This window comes from Cytobacillus firmus (assembly GCF_023657595.1).
GTDB lineage: Bacteria > Bacillota > Bacilli > Bacillales > Cytobacillaceae > Cytobacillus > Cytobacillus firmus_B.
In genome coordinates, this window is the sequence record NZ_CP098323.1 from 3,282,621 (window position 1) to 3,304,115 (window position 21,495).

Below are 21,495 nucleotides of genomic sequence, written 5' to 3' on the forward strand. Positions count from 1 at the left end.
TTAAAATTGTAATAAATGTCCAAGTTTCGTTTTCTTTGTTTTTAAGTAATTCTCATTTTCAGATTTGGCAGGCATTTGAAGAGGAACCCGTTCTGCAACCTCCAGCCCATAGCCGCCCAAACCTGCAATCTTGCGGGGATTATTGGTTAAAAGGCGCATTTTTTTCACTCCCAGATCCCTTAGGATTTGTGCACCTACCCCATAGTCGCGAAGATCGTCCTTAAACCCGAGCTTATGATTTGCCTCAACGGTATCATATCCCTCTTCCTGCAGCTTATAGGCTTTCAATTTATTAATCAGGCCGATGCCGCGTCCTTCCTGTCTCATGTATAAAAGAATTCCCCGGCCTTCTGCCTCAATCTGTGCCAGTGCTGCTTCAAGCTGCGGTCCGCAGTCACAGCGGTTAGACCCGAATACATCTCCGGTCAGGCACTCTGAATGAACACGAAGCAATACGGGTTCATTTTCATCAATTTCTCCTTTTACAAGAGCAACATGGTCTTTTCCATCGACAGTGTTTGTATAGCCTACTGCTTTAAAATCTCCAAATTCTGTTGGAAGCTGAATCTCCACTTCCCTTTTTACAATGGAGTCATGTTTTAAGCGATACTCTATCAATTGCTGAATCGTAATCATTTTCAAGTTGAACTTTTCCGCTACTATTTCAAGGTCATCCACACGCGCCATTGTTCCATCATCTTTCATGATTTCACAGATAACCCCGGCTGGTGCAGCACCGGCAAGGCGAGCAAGATCTACCGCAGCTTCTGTATGTCCTGCCCTTCTAAGGACTCCTCCTTTTTTCGCAACGAGCGGAAAAACATGTCCCGGACGGGAAAAGTCTGAAGGCTTAGCATCACTCTCGAGCATTTCCTTTATCGTGAAAGCACGCTCAAAGGCACTGATGCCTGTAGTGGTTTTCACATGGTCAATACTGACTGTGAAAGCTGTTCCATGGCTGTCAGTGTTCACCTCTACCATCGGATTCAGTTCCAGCTTTTCAGCCAGCTCCTCAGTGATAGGTGTACAGATCAGGCCTCTGCCTTCTTTGGCCATAAAGTTGATGGTGTCCGGTTTAGCATATTCCGCGATTGCCAGGAAATCTCCTTCATTTTCCCTGTCTTCATCATCACAGACAATGATGACTTTCCCCGCTTTTAAATCTTCCAATGCCTCATGTATTTCACTAAACATGGTTTATTGCCCCTCCTTTTGCTAATTATAAGAAGCCGTTTTCCTTAAGGAATCCTTCTGATATTCCTTCTTTAGGCGGTTTGGTCTCCTGCCGCCTGTTCATGAAGGAATATAGATACTTGGCAAGCATATCGAATTCGAGATTAACAATGTCTCCAACAGTTTTGAAGCCCAGTACCGTTTCACTCGCTGTATGTGGAATGATCGAGACGGTAACGGTATTGTCTTCATTGCCGAATACAGTAAGGGAAATCCCATCTACTGCAATAGAGCCTTTCATGATAAGCAAATGGCTTAAGGCAGGCGGCACAGATATTTGTATATAAATAGCATTCTCACTCGCTGCCTTTTTGATGATTTGACCTGTACCATCCACATGCCCTGTCACAAAGTGCCCGCCAAAACGGCCATTTGCCGACATCGCCCTCTCCAAATTGACTTTTGTTCGTTCTTTAATGGCAGAAAGCGAAGTGCTTTTGAATGTTTCGGGCATGACATCTGCTGAAAATTCATTTTTTGCAAAATCCGTAACCGTAAGACACACGCCATTAACCGAAATGCTGTCCCCCAATTGAACATCTGATAATACTTCGGAGGCCTGTATCGTCAGTTTCATTGCCTTGCCTTGCTGAACTACTTTTTTTACTGTTCCAAGCTCCTCAATAATTCCTGTAAACATTATTGCCTGGCCTCCCTCAGCGGTTTTGCGGTAATTCTAAGGTCTCCGCCAATCCTTTTGATTTCTGTGAATTCCAGTACAGGGGAGTCTTGTACATAGTCGGCACCATCCCCGCCAATAAATGGAATCGCCTTATTGCCTCCAATAATTTTAGGAGCCATATAGAGGATCATCTGCTGAAAGAAACCTTCTTTAATAAATGAAGCATGGATCTCAGACCCGCCTTCAACAAATAAAGTCATGATGTTTCTTTCACCTAAGTTTTTTAATACTTCTTTAATCGGCACCTCATTAGCAGGAAAAGAAAAAACTTCTGCATTATACTTCCTTATTTCCTCTGCTTTTGTCGAATCTATTTCGCAGCCGGTAAAGATGATGGTCTTAACAGACTGATCTCGGATGACATTTGCGTCAGCCGGAATTCTGAGGTTTGTATCTAAAACAATTCGAATGGGATTTTTTCCGCCTTGGGGCAGCCTGGCGGTTAAAAGGGGATTATCGTGAATGATTGTATTTACACCTGTAAGTATTGCGTCATGTTCATGCCGTAGACGGTGTACATCCTGCCTGGATTCTGGAGAGGTAATCCATTTGCTGTCACCGGTTTTTGCAGCTGTTTTCCCATCAAACGATGAAGCTGCTTTAATGGTTACGTATGGTGTCTTTGTTTTTATAAAATGGAAAAATGGTTCGTTTAGGGCATCTGCTTCCTTTTTCAACAGACCGGTCACCACGTCAATACCGGCATCCTGCATCCTTTCGATTCCTTTGCCTGAAACCAGAGGATTTGGATCGTCAGAAGCAATAAAAACCCTATTAATCCCTGAATTAATAATTAAGTCTGCGCATGGTGGAGTCCTGCCAAAATGGCTGCACGGTTCAAGAGTGACATAAATATCAGCCCCTTTAACCTCATCGCCAGCCGCAGCAATCGCATGGACTTCTGCATGGGGAGTTCCCGCCTTCAGGTGAGCACCCATCCCCAGAATTTCACCATTTTTAACAACAACCGCACCCACCTGCGGGTTAGGACTTGTTTGTCCTTTGGCTACCGCTGCCAGACTGATGGCTAACTTCATATATTCCTGGTGGTTCAAATTATGAAAATCCTCCTTTCCTTACAATTTCTCCAAATTAAGTATGAAACGGCAAAACCCCGTACACCAGCTAGGTGAAACGGGGCAAAAACACATGACGAAATAAGCGTTTAAAAAAAAGAAATTTTGAACGCGTTACTATACTCATTCCTTCTCCCATCCAGACTTTCACTGTCGGCTTTGGAATTTCACCAAATCCACCGCTATTATTAAGCACCTATCTCTGCTAAATAAAACCGGGTCACGGACTAAGAGGGCGTACCCTCATCACCGCCGGTTGGGAATTTCACCCTGCCCCGAAGGAAATCCTATTCTATTATAAGAATCTTACCATGAATAGCCGGAATATACAAAGAGAATTGGTTGTGAAAGAAGTGAAACTTTTGCTTTAACCAGCCGTATAGTTAAAATATAGAAGAAGGAATGAAAGGGCGATACTAATGATTGAACCGAAAGAACAGCTGATAAATGAATTAAAGAAATGCGAAGAATGGGAAAAAGACCAAGGTGATTTGTGGTTTTGGGAGAAGCTCGGGAGGCTTCCTTTCAAACTTATTGATAGATTCACACCGGAGTTCATACAAAAAAAGGTTGGAGTGATTCTTGATGAACTTGGCACGTATATTCAATCAGGAGGAAGATATTTAAGTTCGGCAGCAGCGTTAAAGAATTATTATCCTGGACAGAATATCCATACCTTGCAGGATGTAGAAGCCCTGCCCATAGTAAAGATGGATGCAGCCGCGGAAAAGCTAACCTCAAACAGAAAAAGAACCGCTGCATTGCAGGGTGCGGGAACTGGAGTCGGAGGGATTTTCACCCTGACCATTGATATCCCTCTTCTCCTCGGCATTCAATTAAAAACACTGCAGGATATTGCGATTTGCTATGGCTTCGATCCTGCAGATAAAAATGAAAGAATGTTCATCGTCAAAATCCTTCAATTTGTCTCCAGTGATATTGTTGGAAAAAAAGCTATTCTGCAGCAGCTTACCATGTTTGGTGCTAAAGAAGAAGGACCAAAAAGGGAAGTCGTTTCTGAGCTTCAAGGCTGGAGAGAGGTTGTGTTTTCGTACAGGGACCAAATAGGGTGGAAAAAACTTTTCCAAATGATCCCTATTGCCGGATTGCTTTTTGGGGCATTCATAAATCGCTCTGCCGTTAATGATATTGCAGAAGCCGGCATTATGCTATACAGAAAAAGGGTAATCGTTAATCGACTTCACCAGGATATGATTGCAGATATAAAACCGGAGAGCTAATATGGCTCTCCGGTTTGTTTATGGAAGCTTTTTGATTTCCTTCTCCATATATTCTTCATTTAAGGCTCCCAAAACTTTTTCTCTAATAACTCCATCAGAGTCAATAAAATAGCTTGTAGGATAGGCCATAATATTATAATCCGCACCAACAGTGCCTTTTACATCCATAGGGATTTTAAAAGTCAGACCCAGCTCTTTCACGAACTTCTCAGCGTCTCCGTTATTCTTTTCAGTGTTTGTGAGATTTACGGCAAGAATATCGAATTTTTTATCTTTGTACTTTTTATAAAGCTTCTCCATATGCGGCATTTCCGCGCGGCATGGAGGACACCAGCTTGCCCAAAAATTCAGAAGCACAGCTTTGCCCCTGTAGTCACTGAGTTTCACCGGATTCCCTTCCATATCTGTCAGTTCAAAATCTGGAGCAAGGCTGCCTTTCTCCAGACCAATAGGCAAATCCTCAGGATCTTCAATTTTATCGTATTTTTGCATTTGTCCAGCTTGCTCTACTACTCCCTTTTCCTTAAGAATGGTCTTGTCAACAATGAACAGCAAAAGGACAATAACAGCAGCTGCCAGTAAAAACTTTTTCATTCCAACACCTCTATACTGAATTCCCTATACTTAAACTGAATTTATCATACTATATGGGGAATCCAGAATCTATAAATGTGCACATGGTTTTAATGATTGCGATAAAGAAACAGAGCCGCAAAAATGGCATAAATTCTACGCTTTTCTTTTGCATCCAGACTAATATTAAAAGAAAGGACAGGTGTGTTTGGATCCTTAAAGCGCTTACTCCACTCAAATGGCATCCACCCTTTGCGAACACGGGCAATTCTATTCGATTGATCATCTAGTACCTGCAGATCTGTATGCAAAAAGGTTTTAGGAACGGCATACTGCATATCTCCATTCTGAAACAGCAGTGTGCTTCCTTCCTTTTTTAATTCGATAATTTCCCTGCAGTGACCATCTGAAGACAAGACTTCGATTCCCTTTCTACGGATGATGATTGATGCCTCAAGATTATCAGTATAGTCATAAATTCCCAGCCTTTTTGGAAAGAATCGGTCGATAAAATAAGGCAGGAACCAGCGAAGCTTCCGCATTTTCATATCTCTTATTTCACCTATCACCCTTCCTTCGGGATCAAAAATAACCATTCTGAGAGAAGGGGCCGGCAGAAAAGCGATCAGCACTCTTGACTGCTGCAAAAAAGGCAGAGGGGCTTGTCCAATAGAATAAAAGTTACTTGCCGCTGCCTCGGCTGCCCTTTGTTTATTCAGAAGATATATTTGATGACACAAAAAGCTATAAATAATAAAAGGGAACAAGATAATAATGAAATTCCCTGGAAATTTGTTAAAGAATATCAATAGGAAGAAAAATGGCGGCATAAGTGCAGTTAGGCTTGCATTCAAAGAGATGTCAGCTGTTTTCAGGTAATAGTGCTGGATATTCATCAGTAAGTCTCCCCTGCTATTTTTATTCTCTCTATATTCTATTAATCAGGTCCAATAAAAATGAATTTTAAGAGGATTTTATTAGCAGGAGCTCTTTTTATTTTGCAAATTTCACTTATAAAAATAAGCTGACGGAAAGTTTCCGCCAGCCTGATTAATTGGATTATTTTAGCGCATTAACTGCATTTATTAGCCCGTGGCCAGATTGCTCGTCATACCCAGGTTTAAAGATATCTTCAGATGAAGTTTGAATGATATGCTTAACTTGTGCGGGAGAGATGTTGTCTTTACCATGTTTTGCAATGATCACACCTGCAAGTGCCGCTACTTTCGGAGCAGCCATTGAAGTTCCTCCCTTATAGCCATAGCCTCCGCCAGGGATTGTTGCTAATGCCAAGTAAGTATTATCCCTGCCCGCTCCAGTATTTGGATCATAGTTTGGTCCCAAGTCTCCACCTGGAGCCATAACATCAATTTTGCCGACACCATAATTGGAATAGAAGGCAAGATTCTTTAAAGCTCCTCCCGCAGACACCCGAATCATCAGTTGACTGCTTGGACTTCTGTGTGTGGCACCATTATCTGAACCTGACAGCTGCCCCGGACTTTTTAAATCAACTGCATTATTGCCTGCTGAGCCAACTACAGTAACACCTTTTTGAATCGCATATTTGATGGCTCTGTTAAACATTTGCACGTCTGCTACAGTATCCTTTGTTGCATACTCAGGATTCTGGAACCAGTCATATCCGCCAAGAGACATATTAACAACATCAACATTATCATCAGCAGCTGTCATTAAAGCTTCGGCAATATGGGAAGTAGCTGCTCCGCCTTCAGGACCGAATACACGGTAAGCCGCTACCTTCAAGTCTGGTCCAACCCCCATCGTTCTTCCTTTTGCTGCAATGGATCCCGCAACATGTGTTCCATGGCTGTTTTCATCCATTGGATCTGGATAACCGGGAACAAATGATTTACCATATGCGTAATTTTCCTTAAGATCCGGGTGATTATAGTCGATACCTGTATCGATTACCCCAACAACAATATCTTTGCCATCAGCGGCCTTTCCAGTTCCTCCTGGAAGATTCCATGATGCCCCATCATTTGTCACTTGTTTGATGTCCCATTGCAGACTGTTATATAAATCCGCACCATCTAATGGAAGATCTGCTTCCACTGCAGGAGCTTCGGGATAAATGAGATTTTCAGTGCCGGCAGCCGAGACAAGGGAAGACTTTCTGATTTCATTAAGAAAGTTAGGATTAGCTGAAGAAACTTCAACAGCTCCTAATTTGTTCAGCTTATTCTCTACTTGCCCTCCAGCCTTTTTCACTAAATCTGCATACCCTGCAGGCAGATTTGCCTCATCTTTAAAAACGACTAAATAGTTCTTTTCAGCCATTTGGGCTTGTCCAACGCCGGCAGAACCCGCAAAAACAGCTGAGGCACATAATGCCAAACTTAATGCACCCGTTACGATGCCCTTTTTCATATTCATTTTGTATATTGACCCCCTTATATTTTCTAATTTTCATTATATTCGAAATAAAGATGCCGGCAATCTTTCTTATTCGACATACCCCTCTGTCCCAAAACCAAAATCCACAACTTAAAACTCATATTTTTTACATTAAAATCCATAGATTTAAACAGCCACAGGTATATTAGCCTTATTTTCAACAAAATCTTTTTTTCTTTCCAATCCTTAATGTCGAAAAGATATGAGTTTTATCCTAATAAAAATAAACCGCATCCTGATAGATACGGTTAGAATTGATTAATTCTTTCAAATGATTTTCTGGCATCATTATATCCCTGGAGATATAACTTATCCAATTTTTGAGGATTTCGTTCCATCCGTCCCACTGTTAACGGCTCCTGCGGCTGGACGACAAGAACTGTCCCCTTCTTTTCTTCCTGCTCTACATAGCGAAGGGTCTCGTTATAGGTCAGGTACCGTTCTGCCAATGCTTTTTGCAGCCCGGTATAATGCGGATATTTCCTTTTTACCATAAAAGCAAATTTAGACGGCTTTTTGGAATAACCCCGGTTTCTTGTCAGGATTACTATATTTTTTTTGAATCCATCCTGCTGTGCTTTTTTGATTGGTATAGGATCGCTGATTCCTCCATCAAGGAGGACCCTTTTATTAAAATCGACCTCAGGTGCAATAAAAGGCAGGGAACTGGATGCTTTTAAAACCTTCAGCATATCTTTCCCATAGTCTTTTCTATTGAAATAAACAGGCTTTCCTGTATGGCAATCTGTTGTTCCAATTACAAATTCAGACTGGTTTTTATAAAACTCTTCGTAGTGATACGGGACCAGCTTATTCGGTATTTCATCAAAAATAAAATCCATTCCGAAAAACTGACGCGATTTAAAGAAATTGCGCCATGAGATATATCGCGGATCTGTTACATAATCCACGTTTACAATTCTGTTTCTGCCCTTCTGTTTGGACAAATAAGAAGCGGCATTGCATGCCCCTGCAGAAACACCAATAACATAAGGAAAGCTGAGGTCCTGTTCAAGAAAATATTCTAGAACACCGGCTGTATACACTCCACGCATGCCTCCGCCTTCAAGCACCAGACCCGTTTCACTGATCACCTTTCATCTTCCTTTCTATCTTTTAAAGCTATACTACCAAAATAGCACCCTCCGATATACAAATATGCCCAAAAGGAAGGAACTTGCATGAAATCAGGCAAGTTCCCTTCGTTTAAAAATTGCAATTGATGCAATCATGGAAATCGTAATGGCAATCACAGAAATAATAATACTCGGCAATAATTCATCAGGGAAATTACCGCCCATGATAAAAGCATTCGTATAAGCAGACAAAAGGGCCGGACTCCACTTCAGCAGATGAGAAAGCGAAGTGCTCAATAGAGTTGCTATGACTATAATGCCAATTGATATAAATCCAACTGCCCCAGGCGATTTTATAAAAGTATTGAAGAGGATGACTATAGTGATTATAAGGGTAAGCCAGATACCATAAACAAAGAAGGATTGAAGAAAATCCGCAAAAGGAATAAATTCAAATAATATACCCACATAGTACCAGGAGAGGAAGTAACCTAGAAAATATGATAACCATATGAGAATCATAGAACCCGCCCACTTTGAAGTTACAAACCGAGCGTATGAAACAGGCTTCACCAGTATAAGACCCGCCACACCGCTTTTCCTTTCCCCAGCAATAGTCCCCATTGTAATTAATATAATAATAAGCACACCAAACGTATTGAACTGGCTAAGACTTGCAGCGAGTGCTTCACCTGCAGAAGGAACAGGAAGCTCGATGACTGCCCCTTCCGGAAGACCGCCTAAAGAATCAATAATCTGAGGCATATAATATAATGTCAGCGGCTCTTTTACAGCTATCAAAATAAAAGTAAGAGGCACCCAGATCCATTTGTAATTTCTGGCCATTTCAAGCATTTCTTTTTTAAATAAAGTTAACCATTGGTTCATTTTCGCACCACCTTCATGAAGACATCCTCCAGGCTTGTTCTGCTGATTTCAAACTTAACCAGCGGCAAGTTCCGTTTCATAATCTCAGTTAAAAATAGTTTTCTGGCATATTCTATATCCTCAACCAAAAAACTCGCACACTCTCCACCCAATTTCATTGAAGAAACAGGCTGAAGCAGAGATAATTCTTCGGCAAATTGCGGAGTATTCTGCTTAAAAGCTAAGTCAATCTTTGCCTGCTGATGTTTAGCTCTCAGGTCTGCCATTGTTCCAGACTCAACCAGTTCACCATTATGGAGAAATAGTATTTCATCACAGATTTCTTCGGCATCATTTAAGATATGAGTTGAAAACAGGATGGCAGTTTCATTTTTCAGCTTATCCATCATTTCCAGCACTTCTCTGCGTCCAAAGGGATCAAGGGCAGAAACTGGTTCATCAAGCATGACGAGCTTCGGACGATGGATTATAGCCTGAGCGATGCCAAGCCGCTGCTTCATACCTCCAGAGTATTTTCCAATCCGGCGGTTTTTAGCTTCGGATATACCGGTAAGTTCAAGAAGCTCCGCTGCTCTGTCTTTTGCTTCTGCTTTGGGAAGGCCTGCAAGCTGCCCTGCGTATTCAAGAAATTCCCTGCCTGTCATCCATTCATAAAAAACAGGAAATTGAGGAAGATAGCCTATTAATCTTCGGAAATCCGCTTTTTCTCCCCCTTCATACACGATTGTGCCGGAATCTGGCTTCACCAGGCCGGCAAGCATCTTAAGTGTAGTTGTTTTTCCTGCTCCATTTGCTCCCAGCAATGCAATACATTTTCCTTCAGATAATTGAAAATCCAGACCTTTTATGACCTCTTGTTCCTTAAACCGCTTTTTAAGATTTGTTATGCTTACAACCGGCATATTCAGCTTCTCCTTCCGAAAATAAAGTAAATGATTGGCCCTAGCAGATTAATAAATAAAATGACGAGAGCCCATACCCATTTTGGACCATTTGCTTTTTCTATTTTTACGAGATCAATAATGGCTACAGCCATTAATATTAGCTGAATGATGACAATAGGTGCAAGAATCGCCCAGTTAATGCTTTCTAAAATTTCCATTTCGATGTCCTCCCTTTTTGTACTGTCATTCATATGACGTTTAAGTACAAAAATCGTTCAAAGGGATTTCAACTATTTTTCTAAAGAAAAGACACCCCAATATTGGAGTGTCTATTAGTTTAATTGCTAAGGTTAATCCATTTCTTTTTCATACACAGCCATCATATTTTTAATTTCGTTTGTTACCTGATCAATAAGTGAGGATGGTGAAAGCACTTTGGCCTGGTTACCCCAGTTGAGGAGCCATTTGACAAGTCCATCACTCACAATAGCTTTTGCTGATAGAACGAAATGGTTCTCATCCAGTTTTCTTATGTCTGCATCCCGTCCAAATTTATCAATTATCACGTTGATCAAATCGTTGTGAAATTGGATTTTTATCCACTCTTCAGATCCGGCATACATATGAAAGGTTGAACTCACATACTTGGATACATCAAAGGGTTCATATGCGAATTGTTCTTCCGTTATGTTAACATTGCGGAGACGGTCAATCCGATAATGGCGGATTTCTTCTTTCGCAAAATAGTAGGCTATTAAATAATAAAAGTCATTTACCCATGTGAGCGCCAGCGGCTTGACCCTGTATTGCCCTCCATTGTGGCTTAATACAAATTCCTTATTGAGATTATATCTTCCGTATTGAAATGTGACGATTCTCCTCTCGGAGATGGCTTCATGCAAATCATTGATAGCCAGCCGAACCAGTTTACTTTCACTTTTCACAGAGGAATCGATCAAAATTTCATTATGCAGCTTTTTGGCATGATGAATGCTTGTCAGCTTTTTAATTTTCCGTATCAGCTGTTTAGTCTCATCTTTGGTGATGAAGCGTGCAGAAGCAACAGCATCAATCAGCATGCGCAATTCATAAAGCTCGAATAGACGGTATTGATGGCTGTAGAACTTTGGCATTCCCTCTTTTTCCTGGTTAATGGTAATATCAAATTTTGCTTCAATCAGATGTTCAATATCGTCTCTCAATGAATTTTTGTTTAATTTCACATCCGGTCCATATTCCTTTTTAAAGCTTTCAGTTATATCGTCCAGTGTATATTCATTTTCTTCATCGGTCTGCTCTCTCAAAATTTCCATAAGCTTGAGCATCCTTTGTTTGTTATCGAGTCTATTCATTACTTCACCCCATGTACTTTATAACTAAAAGCTCTGCAGAGTTAATTATCCATTTAAAAAAGCCCAGTGGCAACTAGCCCTGGACTGTGTTCATCATTTTAAAATTCTGAAAACTAAAGGTATTCTGTATTCCTTGCCTTCATATGCTTTGACAGCAGCTACTATTGTAAAGATAAAAGCAAGGATTCCCACGATCCAAATCGTAATGACCCCAATTAATATGATCATTAGCACTACGCTGATTGCGCTGTAGATCGAATAGGAAATTAAAAAATTTAAATATTCCTTTCCATGGTAATCTACAAACTCCGAGTCATTCTTTTTCAATAGCCAAATGATCAGCGGTCCGACAAAAACGGTAAAAAAGCTGGTTACATAGATTGCTGCTGCTATAAGCCTTTCATCATTGGAAGGCATTTTATAATCATTCATCCTGTTTCCTCCTAAGCTAACCTCAAATATAAATGATGTTTCTTTTATATTATTTACGATATTCACTGTAAAAGGTTTCATGTATTTTTATATTTTTTTATCCCCCCTCTGCAGCCTTAATTTCCAGTTCTCGATTGGGACAACTCGAATACACATGTTAAAGACAGGCATTGCGCATATACCTTTGCCTATTCTTAAACCGCCTAGGAAGGTGATATACAGATGATGTCAAAACTTGAGGCTTTCATTCTGGGAATCATCCAGGGGCTTACCGAGTTCCTGCCTATTTCCAGTACTGGACATTTATATTTGGGGAGACATCTATTTGGCCTTGATGAAGCAGGCCTCTTCCTTGATACAATGCTGCACATAGGAACTTTACTGGCAGTCCTTGTCGTATATAAAAATGAATTGCTTCAAATTATTAAGAAGCCCTTCGGCAAGCTATCGATGCTTCTGATAGTTGGGACGATTCCGGCCGTAATCGTGGGACTCCTGCTGAGTGACATGTTCGATTCAATTTCGAAATCCGGTGTTACAATCGGCTGGGAATTTCTATTTACCGGGTTCATACTCTGGATTGCTGATGGTGTTAAGAAAGGCGCAAAAAAAATGGACAGCATCACGTACGGAGATGCCTTGTTTATCGGCACCTTTCAGGCTGCTGCCATTTTTCCGGCAGTTTCTAGATCCGGCTTAACCATTGCAGCAGGCCTCTTCAGGAAGCTTGACAGGGAAACAGCTGCCTATTTTTCATTCCTGTTATCCATACCTGCCATCGCTGGCGGCATTGTCATGCAATTTGGCGAATTGATGTCCGGTCACACAGAAGCCATAACTCTTGGCAGCATGTTAATGGCGACCTTGTCATCAGCGATTTTCGGTTATGCAGCAGTCGTATGGATGATTAATTTTCTAAAAAGAAAATCCCTGAAGATATTTGCTGTATACGTTTGGATATTAGGGTTCATCATTATATTCCTTCAAATGACCGGGACTTTTTAATTTTCAGATGGGGAGGTATCAGAATGGAAGAGATAATTGCCGGCATTTTTGAATTACTCTCCCAGCTGGGTTATGTCGGCATTGCACTTGGGTTAATGGTTGAAGTGATCCCAAGCGAAATTGTCCTGAGCTATGGCGGCTTTTTAGTCAGCACCGGAAAAATCCATTTTATAGGAGCCCTCCTTGCAGGGATTGCAGGCGGAACACTTGCCCAGCTGTTTCTTTACTGGCTGGGCGCATATGGAGGAAGGCCTGTTCTTGACAAATATGGAAAATATCTTCTGATTCAAAAAAAGCATTTGGATGCATCAGAGAAATGGTTCGAAAAGTATGGGACTGGAGTAATTTTTACGGCCAGATTTATACCTGTAATACGGCATGCCATTTCAATCCCAGCCGGAATTGCTAAGATGCCTTTATCGGTCTTTACTGTTTACACACTAGCAGCTATGGTGCCTTGGACGGTTCTCTTTCTATTATTGGGGATGGAGCTTGGTGATCACTGGAGAGACATCAAAGAATATGCAAAACCATTTATCTTGCCGATCATAGTTATTGCTTTGGTCTCCGGCGCTATTTATTTGTTTTATATGAAGAGGAGAAGTTAACATAGCAAATTTACCAAAAGTGTAGAATTCCAATTTTACACTTTTTTTATTTGAGCTAGTGATGTTGAGAAAATTCTTCACACTTTCTAATCATTTTTGTAAAATAAAGCAAATACTTAGGATCAAAGGACGATAAAAGATGAAAATTTTATTAAAAAATGCAGTCATATATCCTGTGACTTCCCCCACCTTCCATGGGGATGTAATAGTAGAAAACGGAAAAATACTAAAGATGGGCAAGAACTTAAAGTCTGATTCAAATGTAAAAATTATAGACTGCCATAGCCACCACCTTCTTCCGGGCTTCATAGATGTCCATACTCATCTGGGTCTTTATGATGAAGGCACCGGATGGGCAGGCAATGATGCCAACGAAACAATTGAACCCTTAAGCCCGCATATTAGAGCGATGGATGGTGTATACCCTCTTGATCCCGCCTTTTCTGATGCAGTGAAATATGGCATTACAACTGCCCACATCATGCCGGGAAGCGCCAATGTAATTGGAGGAACAACCTCTGTTATTAAGACATCCGGGAAAAACATCAGCAAGATGATTATCCAGGAAACAGCCGGCCTTAAAATTGCCCTTGGTGAAAATCCAAAACGGATTCATAGTCATGGCAACAAGGATTCCATAACAAGAATGGGGATTATGGGAATGCTGAGGGAAACTTTTTATGAGGCTTTACAGTGCGATAATCCCGACTCTCTAAGATTTGCACCGCTTGTCAGGGCGCTCAAAAGAGAAATTCCCGTCAGAATACATGCACACAGGGCAGATGATATTATTTCTGCCATCCGCTTTGCAGAGGAATTCAATCTCGATCTTCGAATCGAACATTGCACAGAAGGCCATTTAATTGCAGACGAATTGGAAGGCTTAAATTTAAAGGTATCAGTGGGGCCTACTCTAACAAGAAGATCGAAAGTGGAACTGAAAAATAAAACCTGGAAAACGTATCAGCAGCTGACAGAGCATGGAGTGGAAGTCTCCATCACTACAGATCATCCATACACACCTGTGCAATATTTAAATATGTGTGCAGCTATTGCAGTCCGGGAAGGCCTTTCCGAGCAAAAAGCCTTAGAAGGAATCACCATTTTACCGGCAAGAAACCTCAGAATCGATCATCAGCTTGGAAGCATCGAGGAAGGAAAAGATGCTGATTTAGTTCTATGGAATCATCATCCATTTCACTTTCTTTCCAAGCCAAAATGGACAATGATAGGGGGAGATTTTGTGTTTAGAGAGTCTTAGAACGGTGTCGAATATTGCTGGTGATATTTGACATAAAATCGCAAAAAAAATAATCAAAAAACCTATTTCCTTTTTGAAATTTTTTTAGTATTATACCTAAAGTGAAGTGTAATTTTGCTTCCTACATGACAGACAATCAAATATCGGAAACGATAGTAATAGGGAAGGCAAATGGTGCGCCACCAGTTATCTGGTTCTAGTGGGTTCGATTCCCACCCCGAAATTTTTTAGCAGCATAATAAAAAATTTCGAGGGTGGACCGAAGGCTCTATTTGGCATGGAGTAGGACTGCCCTCAATTGGAGGGATAACCTATGCTCAAGAAACGTGATCTTCACGACTGCCATGCTTTATTTGATTTAATGACGCACCCTGATGTCTTCCCTTTTGTTCGCCAAAAAGCCAATTGTTATGATGAGTTTATATTTATTACAAAGCAGACAATCGAATCTGAAGAGCGCGGTGAATTGATTTCACGCACAATTCTTGATGAATGGGGCGCTCCGATTGGGACGATTAATTTGTATGACATCCAGGACAATGCCGGCTTTCTCGGTACATGGCTTGGCAAACCTTATCATGGCAATGGGTATAACAAATTAGCAAAAGATGCTTTCTTTGAAGAGCTCTTTTTTGAAACAGGCATTGAAACCATTTTTATGAGGATCCGCAAGGAAAATATCCGCTCGCAAAAAGCTGCAGAAAAGCTGCCTTATGTCATTCTTGCAAATGAAACGAGAAAGTCTGTATATGATCAGCTGAATGCAAATGGTGATATTTACAATCTATTTGAGATCCCAAAAGATTTATATACTCTTCATGTAATGCGTCATGGAGCAGCAGTCCAAGAATCGTCCCAATTATTGGAGGCTTAAAGAAAAGCAGCTCTCGAAGTACAAAAACGCTAAGCACTTGCATAGAGCAAGTGCTTTTTATTTTTTTCAATTAATAATATTGGTTTCCGATTCATCTGTTTTTTCTCTTATTCCGTAATGGGACAGCAATTCATCCAGCTCTTCATTGGTAAGAGTCTCAAAACGCCCGTCCACAAATGAAACTTGTGTCTGATTGGGATTAATCCTATTTATATTGAAGCTCATCTTTCTGCCTCCCTCAAGCTATTTTTTGGAAATGGCTGTTTACTATTTATACTCGCCGATTGAAGGATTTTTATTCCCGTTATGCAAAAGTTCACATAATTGAAATATTTATCAGCAAATTACTATACTGAATAACAGACCCGCTTGGGGCCGGCTTCTCTTTAGTATGATATAATTCTCTAGTCACATTATAGAAAGAGGAAAGATTCATGAATCAGACATACAGCAAAAAACAAAAACTGCATCAGCTGCTGGTTATTTTAGTTCCAATACTAGTAACCCAGCTGGCGATGTACTCTATGACATTTATTGATACTTTAATGACCGGCCGCTATGATTCACAGGACCTGGCAGGTGTAGCGATTGGATCTTCTCTATGGGTTCCTGTATTCACCGGGCTCAGCGGAATACTCCTAGCTGTTACCCCGATTGTGTCCCACCTCGTGGGAGCAGGGGAACAGCGTGAGGAAGTTTCTTTTTCTGTTATTCAGGGTGTTTATCTGTCCATCATTATGGCCGTCATTGTTTTTGGCGGAGGAGCACTTTCCTTAAATCCAATCTTAAGTGGAATGAATCTCGAGAACAGGGTTGAGGATACAGCTTTCAACTACCTCTCAGCATTAAGCACAGGAATGATTCCCCTGTTTGTCTACAATGTATTAAGGTCGTTTATTGATGCTCTTGGAAAGACCAGAGTCAGTATGATCATCACCCTTCTAACACTGCCAATCAATGCTTTTTTTAACTATATACTTATATATGGCAAATTGGGTTTTCCGGAACTCGGCGGAGCAGGTGCAGGCTATGCTTCATCTATTACTTACTGGCTGATCATGGTTATTTCGATTATTATTATTCATAAAAATTCCCCGTTCTCGAACTATGGAATTTTCAGAAGAATGCATGCTGTTTCTATCGGCAAATGGAAAGAAATCCTTCTTATCGGAATCCCAATCGGGTTATCGATTTTTTTCGAAACCAGTATCTTTTCAGCAGTTACTTTATTAATGAGCACATTTGAAACAGCCGTAATCGCAGCTCATCAGATTGCCCTCAATTTCGCATCACTTCTTTATATGATCCCCCTAAGCATTTCAATGGCATTAACAATCGTTGTGGGCTTTGAAGCGGGGGCTAAGAGATTCAGAGATGCTAAAGAGTACAGCTGGATCGGTGTCGGTATTGCTGTATTTATGGCATTAATTTGTGCAGCTGTTCTTTTGGCTTTCCCAAAAGAAGTGGCATCGATTTATACAAAAGACGACCATGTATTACAATTAACAGCCGCTTTTTTAATTTATGCCATGTTCTTTCAGCTTTCAGATGCCATTCAGGCACCCGTCCAGGGAGCGCTGCGCGGATATAAGGACGTAAATGTCACCTTCATTATGTCGCTTATTTCTTATTGGATCATCGGGCTGCCGTTTGGCTATTACCTGGCCAATCATACGGATTGGGGAGCCTATGGTTATTGGATTGGTTTAATTACAGGACTTGCAGCTGGCGCCATTACTTTAACAAGCCGGCTGATCTATCTGCAAAACAGAAAATACCCTGCATATATGGAAGCGAAGTAAATATAAAGTGAAACTTCAATCAGTGGGGGTTTTCCTTATCCCCCACTGGTTGTTAGTCGCGTTCTAGTGTCGCTAAGATCTCCGCTAGCGCTTCGATCAATCGACACTACGAACCCGATTGGTTCAACTAAGCCTCTGCCTGCGCGTCGGCAAGTTTCACTGTATCTCACCAATCGGGCTTTTACATTATAAAGCGAGGCGACTTGCCCAGGGGTGACAAGCATAAGACGAGCAGCTGGAGGGAAGTCCCTTTCTTCCCACCAGCTGATTGGCTTATGACCTCGAGCCCCTAGGAGCCGCAGCTAGATTGGGCAGTTTGACCCCCACTTATCCTCCTTTGATTCCTCTGAGTCTTGAAGCGGGGGTCTTACTGCCCGTTAGACTGCGATAAAAAGGCAGAAGAATACGGTTCTTCTGCCTTTCGCTTTCATTCCTGATAAATTTTCCCCAGGACGTCTTTTCCGCCAGTAACCGGGATTATGCTTCCTGTAATAAAATCGGATTTTTCATCGGTCAAAAAACTGATTACACGGGCAATATCCTCACCTGTACCCGGCCTTCCGACTGGTGATGCATGATCATGAACCTTCGCAGCTTCTTCGATATTTCTTTCCTTCCATTCACCGATAATATCTCCCGGACAAACCATATTTGCGGTAATTCCGTTACCGGCCTCTTCCATTGCAATGGATTTCGTTAAAGACGCTGCCCCCGTTTTTGCAGCCGCGAATGCAGAACGGTATATCCACCCAGATGCTGATTCTACACGATCAAAGCCTATCGTGATAATTCTTCCCCATCCATTTTCCCTCATTTTCGGTATAAACAACTTGGATAAATAAAAGACCGCATTTAAGTTGCCATTAATAAGGTAATTCCATTGTTCAAAAGAATAATCCAGCATCTCTTTTCTTTCGTGCACATAAGGACCGGCATTATGTATGACTATATCGATGATTTGAAATTCATTAAGAGCTTTTTCGGACATCTTTACACAGTCCGCCGGTAAAGAAATATCTCCCTGCAAAGCAATATTTTTAGTGCCGAATTTTTCGGTCAGTTCCCTGCACAATGAGACAGCTTCCTCTTGACTGCTACGGTAATTGATCACCAGATCGATGCCTTTAGCGGCAAGCATATTCGCTGTTCTTTTCCCGATCCCTGTTGCCCCTCCCGTGATTAAAGCTGCTTTATTTCTCACAAAATTACCCCTTAGTATTTAATTATTTTGTATACATCGATACCAATATAGTAGTAATTACAGTGTATTAATGCAAATAATAAGAAGCTTTCGCCCATGATGCAGCAGTACTAGCAAAAGAATCCTTTATTAACAGATAGGCATTTATCTGCATAGAATATATGGCATAGTATTGAATCATCAGCCGTTGCGGCAGTTTAGCAAGGAAAGGATGAGAAGGATGTTTCCGTGGAATCTTTTTCCATTTAATAAAGATATGAAGAATCCTCCCAGCCAAATGAAACCGGAGGAAATTGATAAATATATTAAAAATATCATGGGTCAAATGTTTCCTCAGAATATGCAGGGAATGACTGGAGCACCGGATTTTATGAAAGGCTTTAATGCCGCAGCCCCCGGAACTAATCAACAGCCAAATTCTGCACCACTTAATTCATCCGTCTTCGAAACCCATGATTATGTTTTTGTGAGATTTCCAATAAAAAACGAGGAATGGTTAAAAGAAATGAAGCTTTATCACACCTCCAACCAAATGATTATCGAACATATTCCCGATAAAGACGATAAACATATCATTACCCTCCCTGCCATTGTCAGGAAAAAAGGATCATCCGCCAGCTGCAAAGAGGGCTATATGGAGATAAAAATACCTAAAAATATCGATATGCAATATTCAGAGATAGATGTAACGGAAATATTATAAAGGGGGCCTCCTTATGGAACTGGAAAAATGGAAAGATTTAATCAAAATGACCGCACAATATCAGGATCAGGATTTCTGGGAAACGCTTATTTCACCTGGGGATTCCAATCATAATAAGAAACTTTCTTTTTCAGGCCTGGAGCAGGAAAAAATAAATCATTTTCTGTCTAATCAGGAAATTTTTCCGCGCTGTGATATGTATGAGAACAATGGCAAGATCAAAATCGAAGCAGAGCTACCCGGTATAAACAAAAATGATATTAAAGTATCTCTTGTACAAAATGAACTAATTATTAAAGGTAAATGTTCAGCATTTCAGCAGCACTTGCGCTATTTTCTGAAAGAAAGACATAGCAGATCTTTTGAAAAAGTTCTGACACTCCCTATGCCTGTTGATAAATATTCGATAGAATCTTCATTTGAAAATGGGATACTTTCCATTTCTCTTCCCATCTTATTCGAAGAGGAAGAAATAATACCCATTTTTGTAAAGAGTGAAGAGCAGCTTTAATCAAGCAGCTTATCATAGCAGTAAAAAGGATTTTCCCGATCCATAAAGATTGTACCTGCTTTAACATATCCATTTTTCTCAAATAACCTTTGAGCCTTTTTATTCAGCGAGTATGTATCTGTTCTCATATACAATATCCCGTTATTCACTGCATGATCTTCAGCAAATGCAATTAACCTGCTCGCAATCCCCTCGCCTCTTATCTCAGGATCTACGGCGAGACGATGAAATACAAAGCAGGGCTCATCTTTTCTCCATGAGGCATTTTTATATTCCTCCGCCTGGATTTGATCGACAGTAATGGAACCTGCGACATTTCCTTCAAAGATGGCAGTGTACAAACTGCCTGCTTCCACATCAGCTAAAAAATCTTCATTCCGGGGATAGGTCCTGTTCCATTGATCATTCCCCTCAGATTCCATAATGCTGACCGTCTTCTGGACAATTTCTATTATTTCCTTCAAATCGGCTTTTGTTCCTTTTCTAATTTCCATTTAAATCACCTGTTGTTTTTCATTTTTAGCAGCTCTTACTAATGTTCCAATGAATGATTGAATACATACATGGAGCTGAAGTTCATACTATATTGAATAATAATACAAAAAAAGCAGCCTAAAAAGGCTGCCTTTTATTCATTCAACTATTATTTCCCGATGAACATTTGTGTCCAGTAGTTACCGTCAGCAACATGGCCAACACCAAGGTGTGTGAAGTTGGCATTCATGATGTTTTTACGGTGGCCTTCACTATTCATCCATGCTTGTACAACTTCTTCAGGAGATTGCTGGCCCATAGCAATGTTTTCGCCTGCTGTAGTGTATGAGATGCCGAATTGCTTCATCATATCAAATGGTGAACCGTAAGTTGGGCTGTTATGGTCAAAATATCCTTTAGACTGCATATCACGTGATTTTTCACGAGCAACTTTGCTTAATTCAACATCCAATTTAAGTGCAGGTACTCCTGCTTTTGCACGTTCCTGGTTAGTCAATTCAAGTACTTTCTTCTCGTAAGCACTTACTTCAGAAGTTGCAGGTGCTGCTTCTTTTGTCTGTTCAGCAGGTGCTTGCTGCTGTGCAGGCTGCTGCGCAGGTGCTTTTGCTGTTTCTTGTGTTTTAGCAGGCTGCTCTGCTGGAGCTTGAGCTGCAGGCTTCTGAGCTTCCTGTTTATTTACTTGAACATTTCCCCAATTAATATTGTAGTTTTTAAGGTATTTTTGAAGAATGTTATTGATCTGTTCCTGGCTTAGGTTACCAGATTGAGAGATTTGAATTTTTTTAGCTTGCTCAGGAGTAGGACAATTTGAAGCTGCGTCCGCTTGGTTAGCTCCTGGTGCTGATACTAGTAATGCTGCTGCCGCTGCTACTGAGTAAATAACTTTCTTATTCATGTATATAAATCCTCCCTGTGTTTGTTTTCTTTGTTGTGTGGTGCTGTGTGACTTGCACAATCATCATAACACAGGGTTTTTCGTAATATTTTTGGACAGATTTTACAAATTCTTGAATGCAGCATATCTGATAGACTTGGAAACTAGTAAAAATCAGCCTGCAAGTTTTCATAAATACTTATTTTATTAGGTTTATGGATACTTACAAATGGGTAAATAGTCTTCTGCATTTTTTTGTCTTTATTGGAAGCTACCTTTATCATGTACCATTTATATACTAAA

The 21,495-nt window shown here is 40.7% G+C and carries 24 protein-coding genes and 1 riboswitch; of the genes, 8 read left to right on the forward strand and 16 right to left on the reverse strand.

Annotation, left to right across the window (positions count from 1 at the left end; genetic code table 11):
• From NAF01_RS16550 to ribD, 3 genes are read right to left on the reverse strand one after another with little or no spacing between them, the layout of a single operon-like run.
• Nucleotides 1-1,194 (reverse strand): bifunctional 3,4-dihydroxy-2-butanone-4-phosphate synthase/GTP cyclohydrolase II, encoded by a 1,194-nt coding sequence (locus NAF01_RS16550; protein ID WP_197213934.1) that lies wholly within the window; start codon nucleotides 1,192-1,194, stop codon nucleotides 1-3.
• 25 nt (nucleotides 1,195-1,219) lie between these two features.
• Nucleotides 1,220-1,873, reverse strand: a complete 654-nt coding sequence (gene ribE, locus NAF01_RS16555) for a riboflavin synthase (RefSeq protein ID WP_197247784.1) — start codon at nucleotides 1,871-1,873, stop codon at nucleotides 1,220-1,222.
• A complete protein-coding gene (ribD, locus tag NAF01_RS16560) occupies nucleotides 1,873-2,970 on the reverse strand; it encodes a bifunctional diaminohydroxyphosphoribosylaminopyrimidine deaminase/5-amino-6-(5-phosphoribosylamino)uracil reductase RibD (protein WP_250800807.1) in 1,098 nt (365 codons plus the stop codon). The genes ribE and ribD overlap by 1 nt, the downstream gene beginning before the upstream one ends.
• Nucleotides 2,971-3,114: 144 nt before the next feature.
• Nucleotides 3,115-3,278: riboswitch (FMN riboswitch) on the reverse strand.
• Nucleotides 3,279-3,410: 132 nt separating this feature from the next.
• Between ribD and NAF01_RS16565 the strand changes: the two genes are divergently transcribed.
• On the forward strand, nucleotides 3,411-4,232 hold the full coding sequence (locus NAF01_RS16565; protein WP_048011426.1) for an EcsC family protein: 822 nt from the start codon (nucleotides 3,411-3,413) through the stop codon (nucleotides 4,230-4,232).
• Between the two features lie 18 nt (nucleotides 4,233-4,250).
• On the opposite strand, the gene NAF01_RS16570 is transcribed toward NAF01_RS16565, so the two are convergent.
• The 9 genes from NAF01_RS16570 to NAF01_RS16610 form a co-directional block, all read right to left on the reverse strand.
• Entirely contained in the window at nucleotides 4,251-4,826 is a 576-nt protein-coding gene (locus tag NAF01_RS16570) for a TlpA disulfide reductase family protein (RefSeq protein ID WP_163142039.1), read from the reverse strand.
• Nucleotides 4,827-4,915: 89 nt separating this feature from the next.
• Complete coding sequence (locus tag NAF01_RS16575; RefSeq protein ID WP_197247782.1) at nucleotides 4,916-5,701, reverse strand: hypothetical protein; 786 nt, start codon at nucleotides 5,699-5,701, stop codon at nucleotides 4,916-4,918.
• 163 nt (nucleotides 5,702-5,864) lie between these two features.
• Complete coding sequence (locus tag NAF01_RS16580) at nucleotides 5,865-7,205, reverse strand: S8 family serine peptidase (RefSeq protein ID WP_048011423.1); 1,341 nt, start codon at nucleotides 7,203-7,205, stop codon at nucleotides 5,865-5,867.
• A gap of 269 nt (nucleotides 7,206-7,474) precedes the next feature.
• Entirely contained in the window at nucleotides 7,475-8,320 is an 846-nt protein-coding gene (locus NAF01_RS16585; protein WP_048011422.1) for a patatin-like phospholipase family protein, read from the reverse strand.
• A 93-nt stretch (nucleotides 8,321-8,413) separates the two neighbouring features.
• Nucleotides 8,414-9,190, reverse strand: coding sequence for an ABC transporter permease (locus tag NAF01_RS16590; RefSeq protein ID WP_048011421.1), 777 nt, complete (start codon nucleotides 9,188-9,190; stop codon nucleotides 8,414-8,416).
• Nucleotides 9,187-10,092, reverse strand: a complete 906-nt coding sequence (locus NAF01_RS16595; protein WP_250800809.1) for an ABC transporter ATP-binding protein — start codon at nucleotides 10,090-10,092, stop codon at nucleotides 9,187-9,189. The genes NAF01_RS16590 and NAF01_RS16595 overlap by 4 nt, the downstream gene beginning before the upstream one ends.
• A 2-nt stretch (nucleotides 10,093-10,094) precedes the next feature.
• Nucleotides 10,095-10,292, reverse strand: coding sequence for a PLD nuclease N-terminal domain-containing protein (locus NAF01_RS16600; RefSeq protein ID WP_048011419.1), 198 nt, complete (start codon nucleotides 10,290-10,292; stop codon nucleotides 10,095-10,097).
• Between the two features lie 132 nt (nucleotides 10,293-10,424).
• A complete protein-coding gene (locus NAF01_RS16605; RefSeq protein ID WP_250800811.1) occupies nucleotides 10,425-11,387 on the reverse strand; it encodes a helix-turn-helix transcriptional regulator in 963 nt (320 codons plus the stop codon).
• 132 nt (nucleotides 11,388-11,519) lie between these two features.
• Nucleotides 11,520-11,858: a DUF4870 domain-containing protein gene (locus NAF01_RS16610; RefSeq protein WP_048011451.1), complete on the reverse strand. Its 339-nt coding sequence runs from the start codon at nucleotides 11,856-11,858 to the stop codon at nucleotides 11,520-11,522.
• 225 nt (nucleotides 11,859-12,083) lie between these two features.
• On the opposite strand from NAF01_RS16610, the gene NAF01_RS16615 reads away from it, so the two are divergent.
• From NAF01_RS16615 to NAF01_RS16630, 4 genes are all read left to right on the forward strand, one after another.
• Nucleotides 12,084-12,863: an undecaprenyl-diphosphate phosphatase gene (locus tag NAF01_RS16615; RefSeq protein WP_048011450.1), complete on the forward strand. Its 780-nt coding sequence runs from the start codon at nucleotides 12,084-12,086 to the stop codon at nucleotides 12,861-12,863.
• Between the two features lie 23 nt (nucleotides 12,864-12,886).
• Nucleotides 12,887-13,471 carry an undecaprenyl phosphate transporter UptA gene (locus NAF01_RS16620; RefSeq protein ID WP_048011417.1) on the forward strand — a complete coding sequence of 195 codons (585 nt, stop codon included), beginning with the start codon at nucleotides 12,887-12,889 and terminating at the stop codon, nucleotides 13,469-13,471.
• A gap of 139 nt (nucleotides 13,472-13,610) precedes the next feature.
• The gene (locus NAF01_RS16625) at nucleotides 13,611-14,732 is read left to right on the forward strand and encodes an amidohydrolase (protein WP_197247775.1); all 1,122 of its coding nucleotides are present in this window, start codon (nucleotides 13,611-13,613) and stop codon (nucleotides 14,730-14,732) included.
• 313 nt (nucleotides 14,733-15,045) lie between these two features.
• Nucleotides 15,046-15,606, forward strand: a complete 561-nt coding sequence (locus tag NAF01_RS16630) for a GNAT family N-acetyltransferase (RefSeq protein ID WP_250800813.1) — start codon at nucleotides 15,046-15,048, stop codon at nucleotides 15,604-15,606.
• Nucleotides 15,607-15,672: 66 nt separating this feature from the next.
• Here the strand turns inward: NAF01_RS16630 and NAF01_RS16635 are convergent, their stop codons facing one another.
• A complete protein-coding gene (locus tag NAF01_RS16635; RefSeq protein ID WP_197087758.1) occupies nucleotides 15,673-15,831 on the reverse strand; it encodes a hypothetical protein in 159 nt (52 codons plus the stop codon).
• Nucleotides 15,832-16,040: 209 nt separating this feature from the next.
• On the opposite strand from NAF01_RS16635, the gene NAF01_RS16640 reads away from it, so the two are divergent.
• Nucleotides 16,041-17,408, forward strand: a complete 1,368-nt coding sequence (locus tag NAF01_RS16640) for an MATE family efflux transporter (RefSeq protein ID WP_222498048.1) — start codon at nucleotides 16,041-16,043, stop codon at nucleotides 17,406-17,408.
• A gap of 427 nt (nucleotides 17,409-17,835) precedes the next feature.
• Here the strand turns inward: NAF01_RS16640 and NAF01_RS16645 are convergent, their stop codons facing one another.
• Nucleotides 17,836-18,609 (reverse strand): SDR family oxidoreductase, encoded by a 774-nt coding sequence (locus NAF01_RS16645; protein ID WP_222498046.1) that lies wholly within the window; start codon nucleotides 18,607-18,609, stop codon nucleotides 17,836-17,838.
• Nucleotides 18,610-18,829: 220 nt separating this feature from the next.
• Here NAF01_RS16645 and NAF01_RS16650 point away from each other — a divergent pair, with 220 nt between their 5' ends.
• Entirely contained in the window at nucleotides 18,830-19,312 is a 483-nt protein-coding gene (locus tag NAF01_RS16650) for a spore coat protein (RefSeq protein ID WP_048009350.1), read from the forward strand.
• A gap of 13 nt (nucleotides 19,313-19,325) precedes the next feature.
• Entirely contained in the window at nucleotides 19,326-19,823 is a 498-nt protein-coding gene (locus tag NAF01_RS16655; RefSeq protein ID WP_222498045.1) for an Hsp20/alpha crystallin family protein, read from the forward strand.
• On the opposite strand, the gene NAF01_RS16660 is transcribed toward NAF01_RS16655, so the two are convergent.
• Together NAF01_RS16660 and NAF01_RS16665 are read right to left on the reverse strand one after the other, a co-directional pair.
• Entirely contained in the window at nucleotides 19,820-20,317 is a 498-nt protein-coding gene (locus NAF01_RS16660; protein WP_226618448.1) for a GNAT family N-acetyltransferase, read from the reverse strand. The genes NAF01_RS16655 and NAF01_RS16660 overlap by 4 nt on opposite strands.
• Before the next feature lie 149 nt (nucleotides 20,318-20,466).
• Nucleotides 20,467-21,213 (reverse strand): CAP domain-containing protein, encoded by a 747-nt coding sequence (locus NAF01_RS16665; RefSeq protein ID WP_222498041.1) that lies wholly within the window; start codon nucleotides 21,211-21,213, stop codon nucleotides 20,467-20,469.
• Nucleotides 21,214-21,495 lie beyond the last annotated feature (282 nt).

What these genes read in the sequence shown, in the direction of transcription:
- NAF01_RS16590 (WP_048011421.1), bottom strand. Translation starts at nt 9,190, where the DNA reads ATGAACCAATGGTTAACTTTATTTAAAAAAGAAATGCTTGAAATGGCC.
- NAF01_RS16580 (WP_048011423.1), bottom strand. Translation starts at nt 7,205, where the DNA reads ATGAATATGAAAAAGGGCATCGTAACGGGTGCATTAAGTTTGGCATTA.
- NAF01_RS16615 (WP_048011450.1), top strand. Translation starts at nt 12,084, where the DNA reads ATGTCAAAACTTGAGGCTTTCATTCTGGGAATCATCCAGGGGCTTACC.
- NAF01_RS16640 (WP_222498048.1), top strand. Translation starts at nt 16,041, where the DNA reads ATGAATCAGACATACAGCAAAAAACAAAAACTGCATCAGCTGCTGGTT.
- NAF01_RS16630 (WP_250800813.1), top strand. Translation starts at nt 15,046, where the DNA reads ATGCTCAAGAAACGTGATCTTCACGACTGCCATGCTTTATTTGATTTA.
- NAF01_RS16575 (WP_197247782.1), bottom strand. Translation starts at nt 5,701, where the DNA reads ATGAATATCCAGCACTATTACCTGAAAACAGCTGACATCTCTTTGAAT.
- NAF01_RS16665 (WP_222498041.1), bottom strand. Translation starts at nt 21,213, where the DNA reads ATGAATAAGAAAGTTATTTACTCAGTAGCAGCGGCAGCAGCATTACTA.
- NAF01_RS16635 (WP_197087758.1), bottom strand. Translation starts at nt 15,831, where the DNA reads ATGAGCTTCAATATAAATAGGATTAATCCCAATCAGACACAAGTTTCA.
- NAF01_RS16565 (WP_048011426.1), top strand. Translation starts at nt 3,411, where the DNA reads ATGATTGAACCGAAAGAACAGCTGATAAATGAATTAAAGAAATGCGAA.
- NAF01_RS16605 (WP_250800811.1), bottom strand. Translation starts at nt 11,387, where the DNA reads ATGGAAATTTTGAGAGAGCAGACCGATGAAGAAAATGAATATACACTG.
- NAF01_RS16660 (WP_226618448.1), bottom strand. Translation starts at nt 20,317, where the DNA reads ATGGAAATTAGAAAAGGAACAAAAGCCGATTTGAAGGAAATAATAGAA.
- NAF01_RS16570 (WP_163142039.1), bottom strand. Translation starts at nt 4,826, where the DNA reads ATGAAAAAGTTTTTACTGGCAGCTGCTGTTATTGTCCTTTTGCTGTTC.
- NAF01_RS16650 (WP_048009350.1), top strand. Translation starts at nt 18,830, where the DNA reads ATGTTTCCGTGGAATCTTTTTCCATTTAATAAAGATATGAAGAATCCT.
- NAF01_RS16550 (WP_197213934.1), bottom strand. Translation starts at nt 1,194, where the DNA reads ATGTTTAGTGAAATACATGAGGCATTGGAAGATTTAAAAGCGGGGAAA.
- ribE (WP_197247784.1), bottom strand. Translation starts at nt 1,873, where the DNA reads ATGTTTACAGGAATTATTGAGGAGCTTGGAACAGTAAAAAAAGTAGTT.
- NAF01_RS16595 (WP_250800809.1), bottom strand. Translation starts at nt 10,092, where the DNA reads ATGCCGGTTGTAAGCATAACAAATCTTAAAAAGCGGTTTAAGGAACAA.
- NAF01_RS16655 (WP_222498045.1), top strand. Translation starts at nt 19,326, where the DNA reads ATGGAACTGGAAAAATGGAAAGATTTAATCAAAATGACCGCACAATAT.
- NAF01_RS16620 (WP_048011417.1), top strand. Translation starts at nt 12,887, where the DNA reads ATGGAAGAGATAATTGCCGGCATTTTTGAATTACTCTCCCAGCTGGGT.
- NAF01_RS16600 (WP_048011419.1), bottom strand. Translation starts at nt 10,292, where the DNA reads ATGGAAATTTTAGAAAGCATTAACTGGGCGATTCTTGCACCTATTGTC.
- NAF01_RS16610 (WP_048011451.1), bottom strand. Translation starts at nt 11,858, where the DNA reads ATGAATGATTATAAAATGCCTTCCAATGATGAAAGGCTTATAGCAGCA.
- NAF01_RS16625 (WP_197247775.1), top strand. Translation starts at nt 13,611, where the DNA reads ATGAAAATTTTATTAAAAAATGCAGTCATATATCCTGTGACTTCCCCC.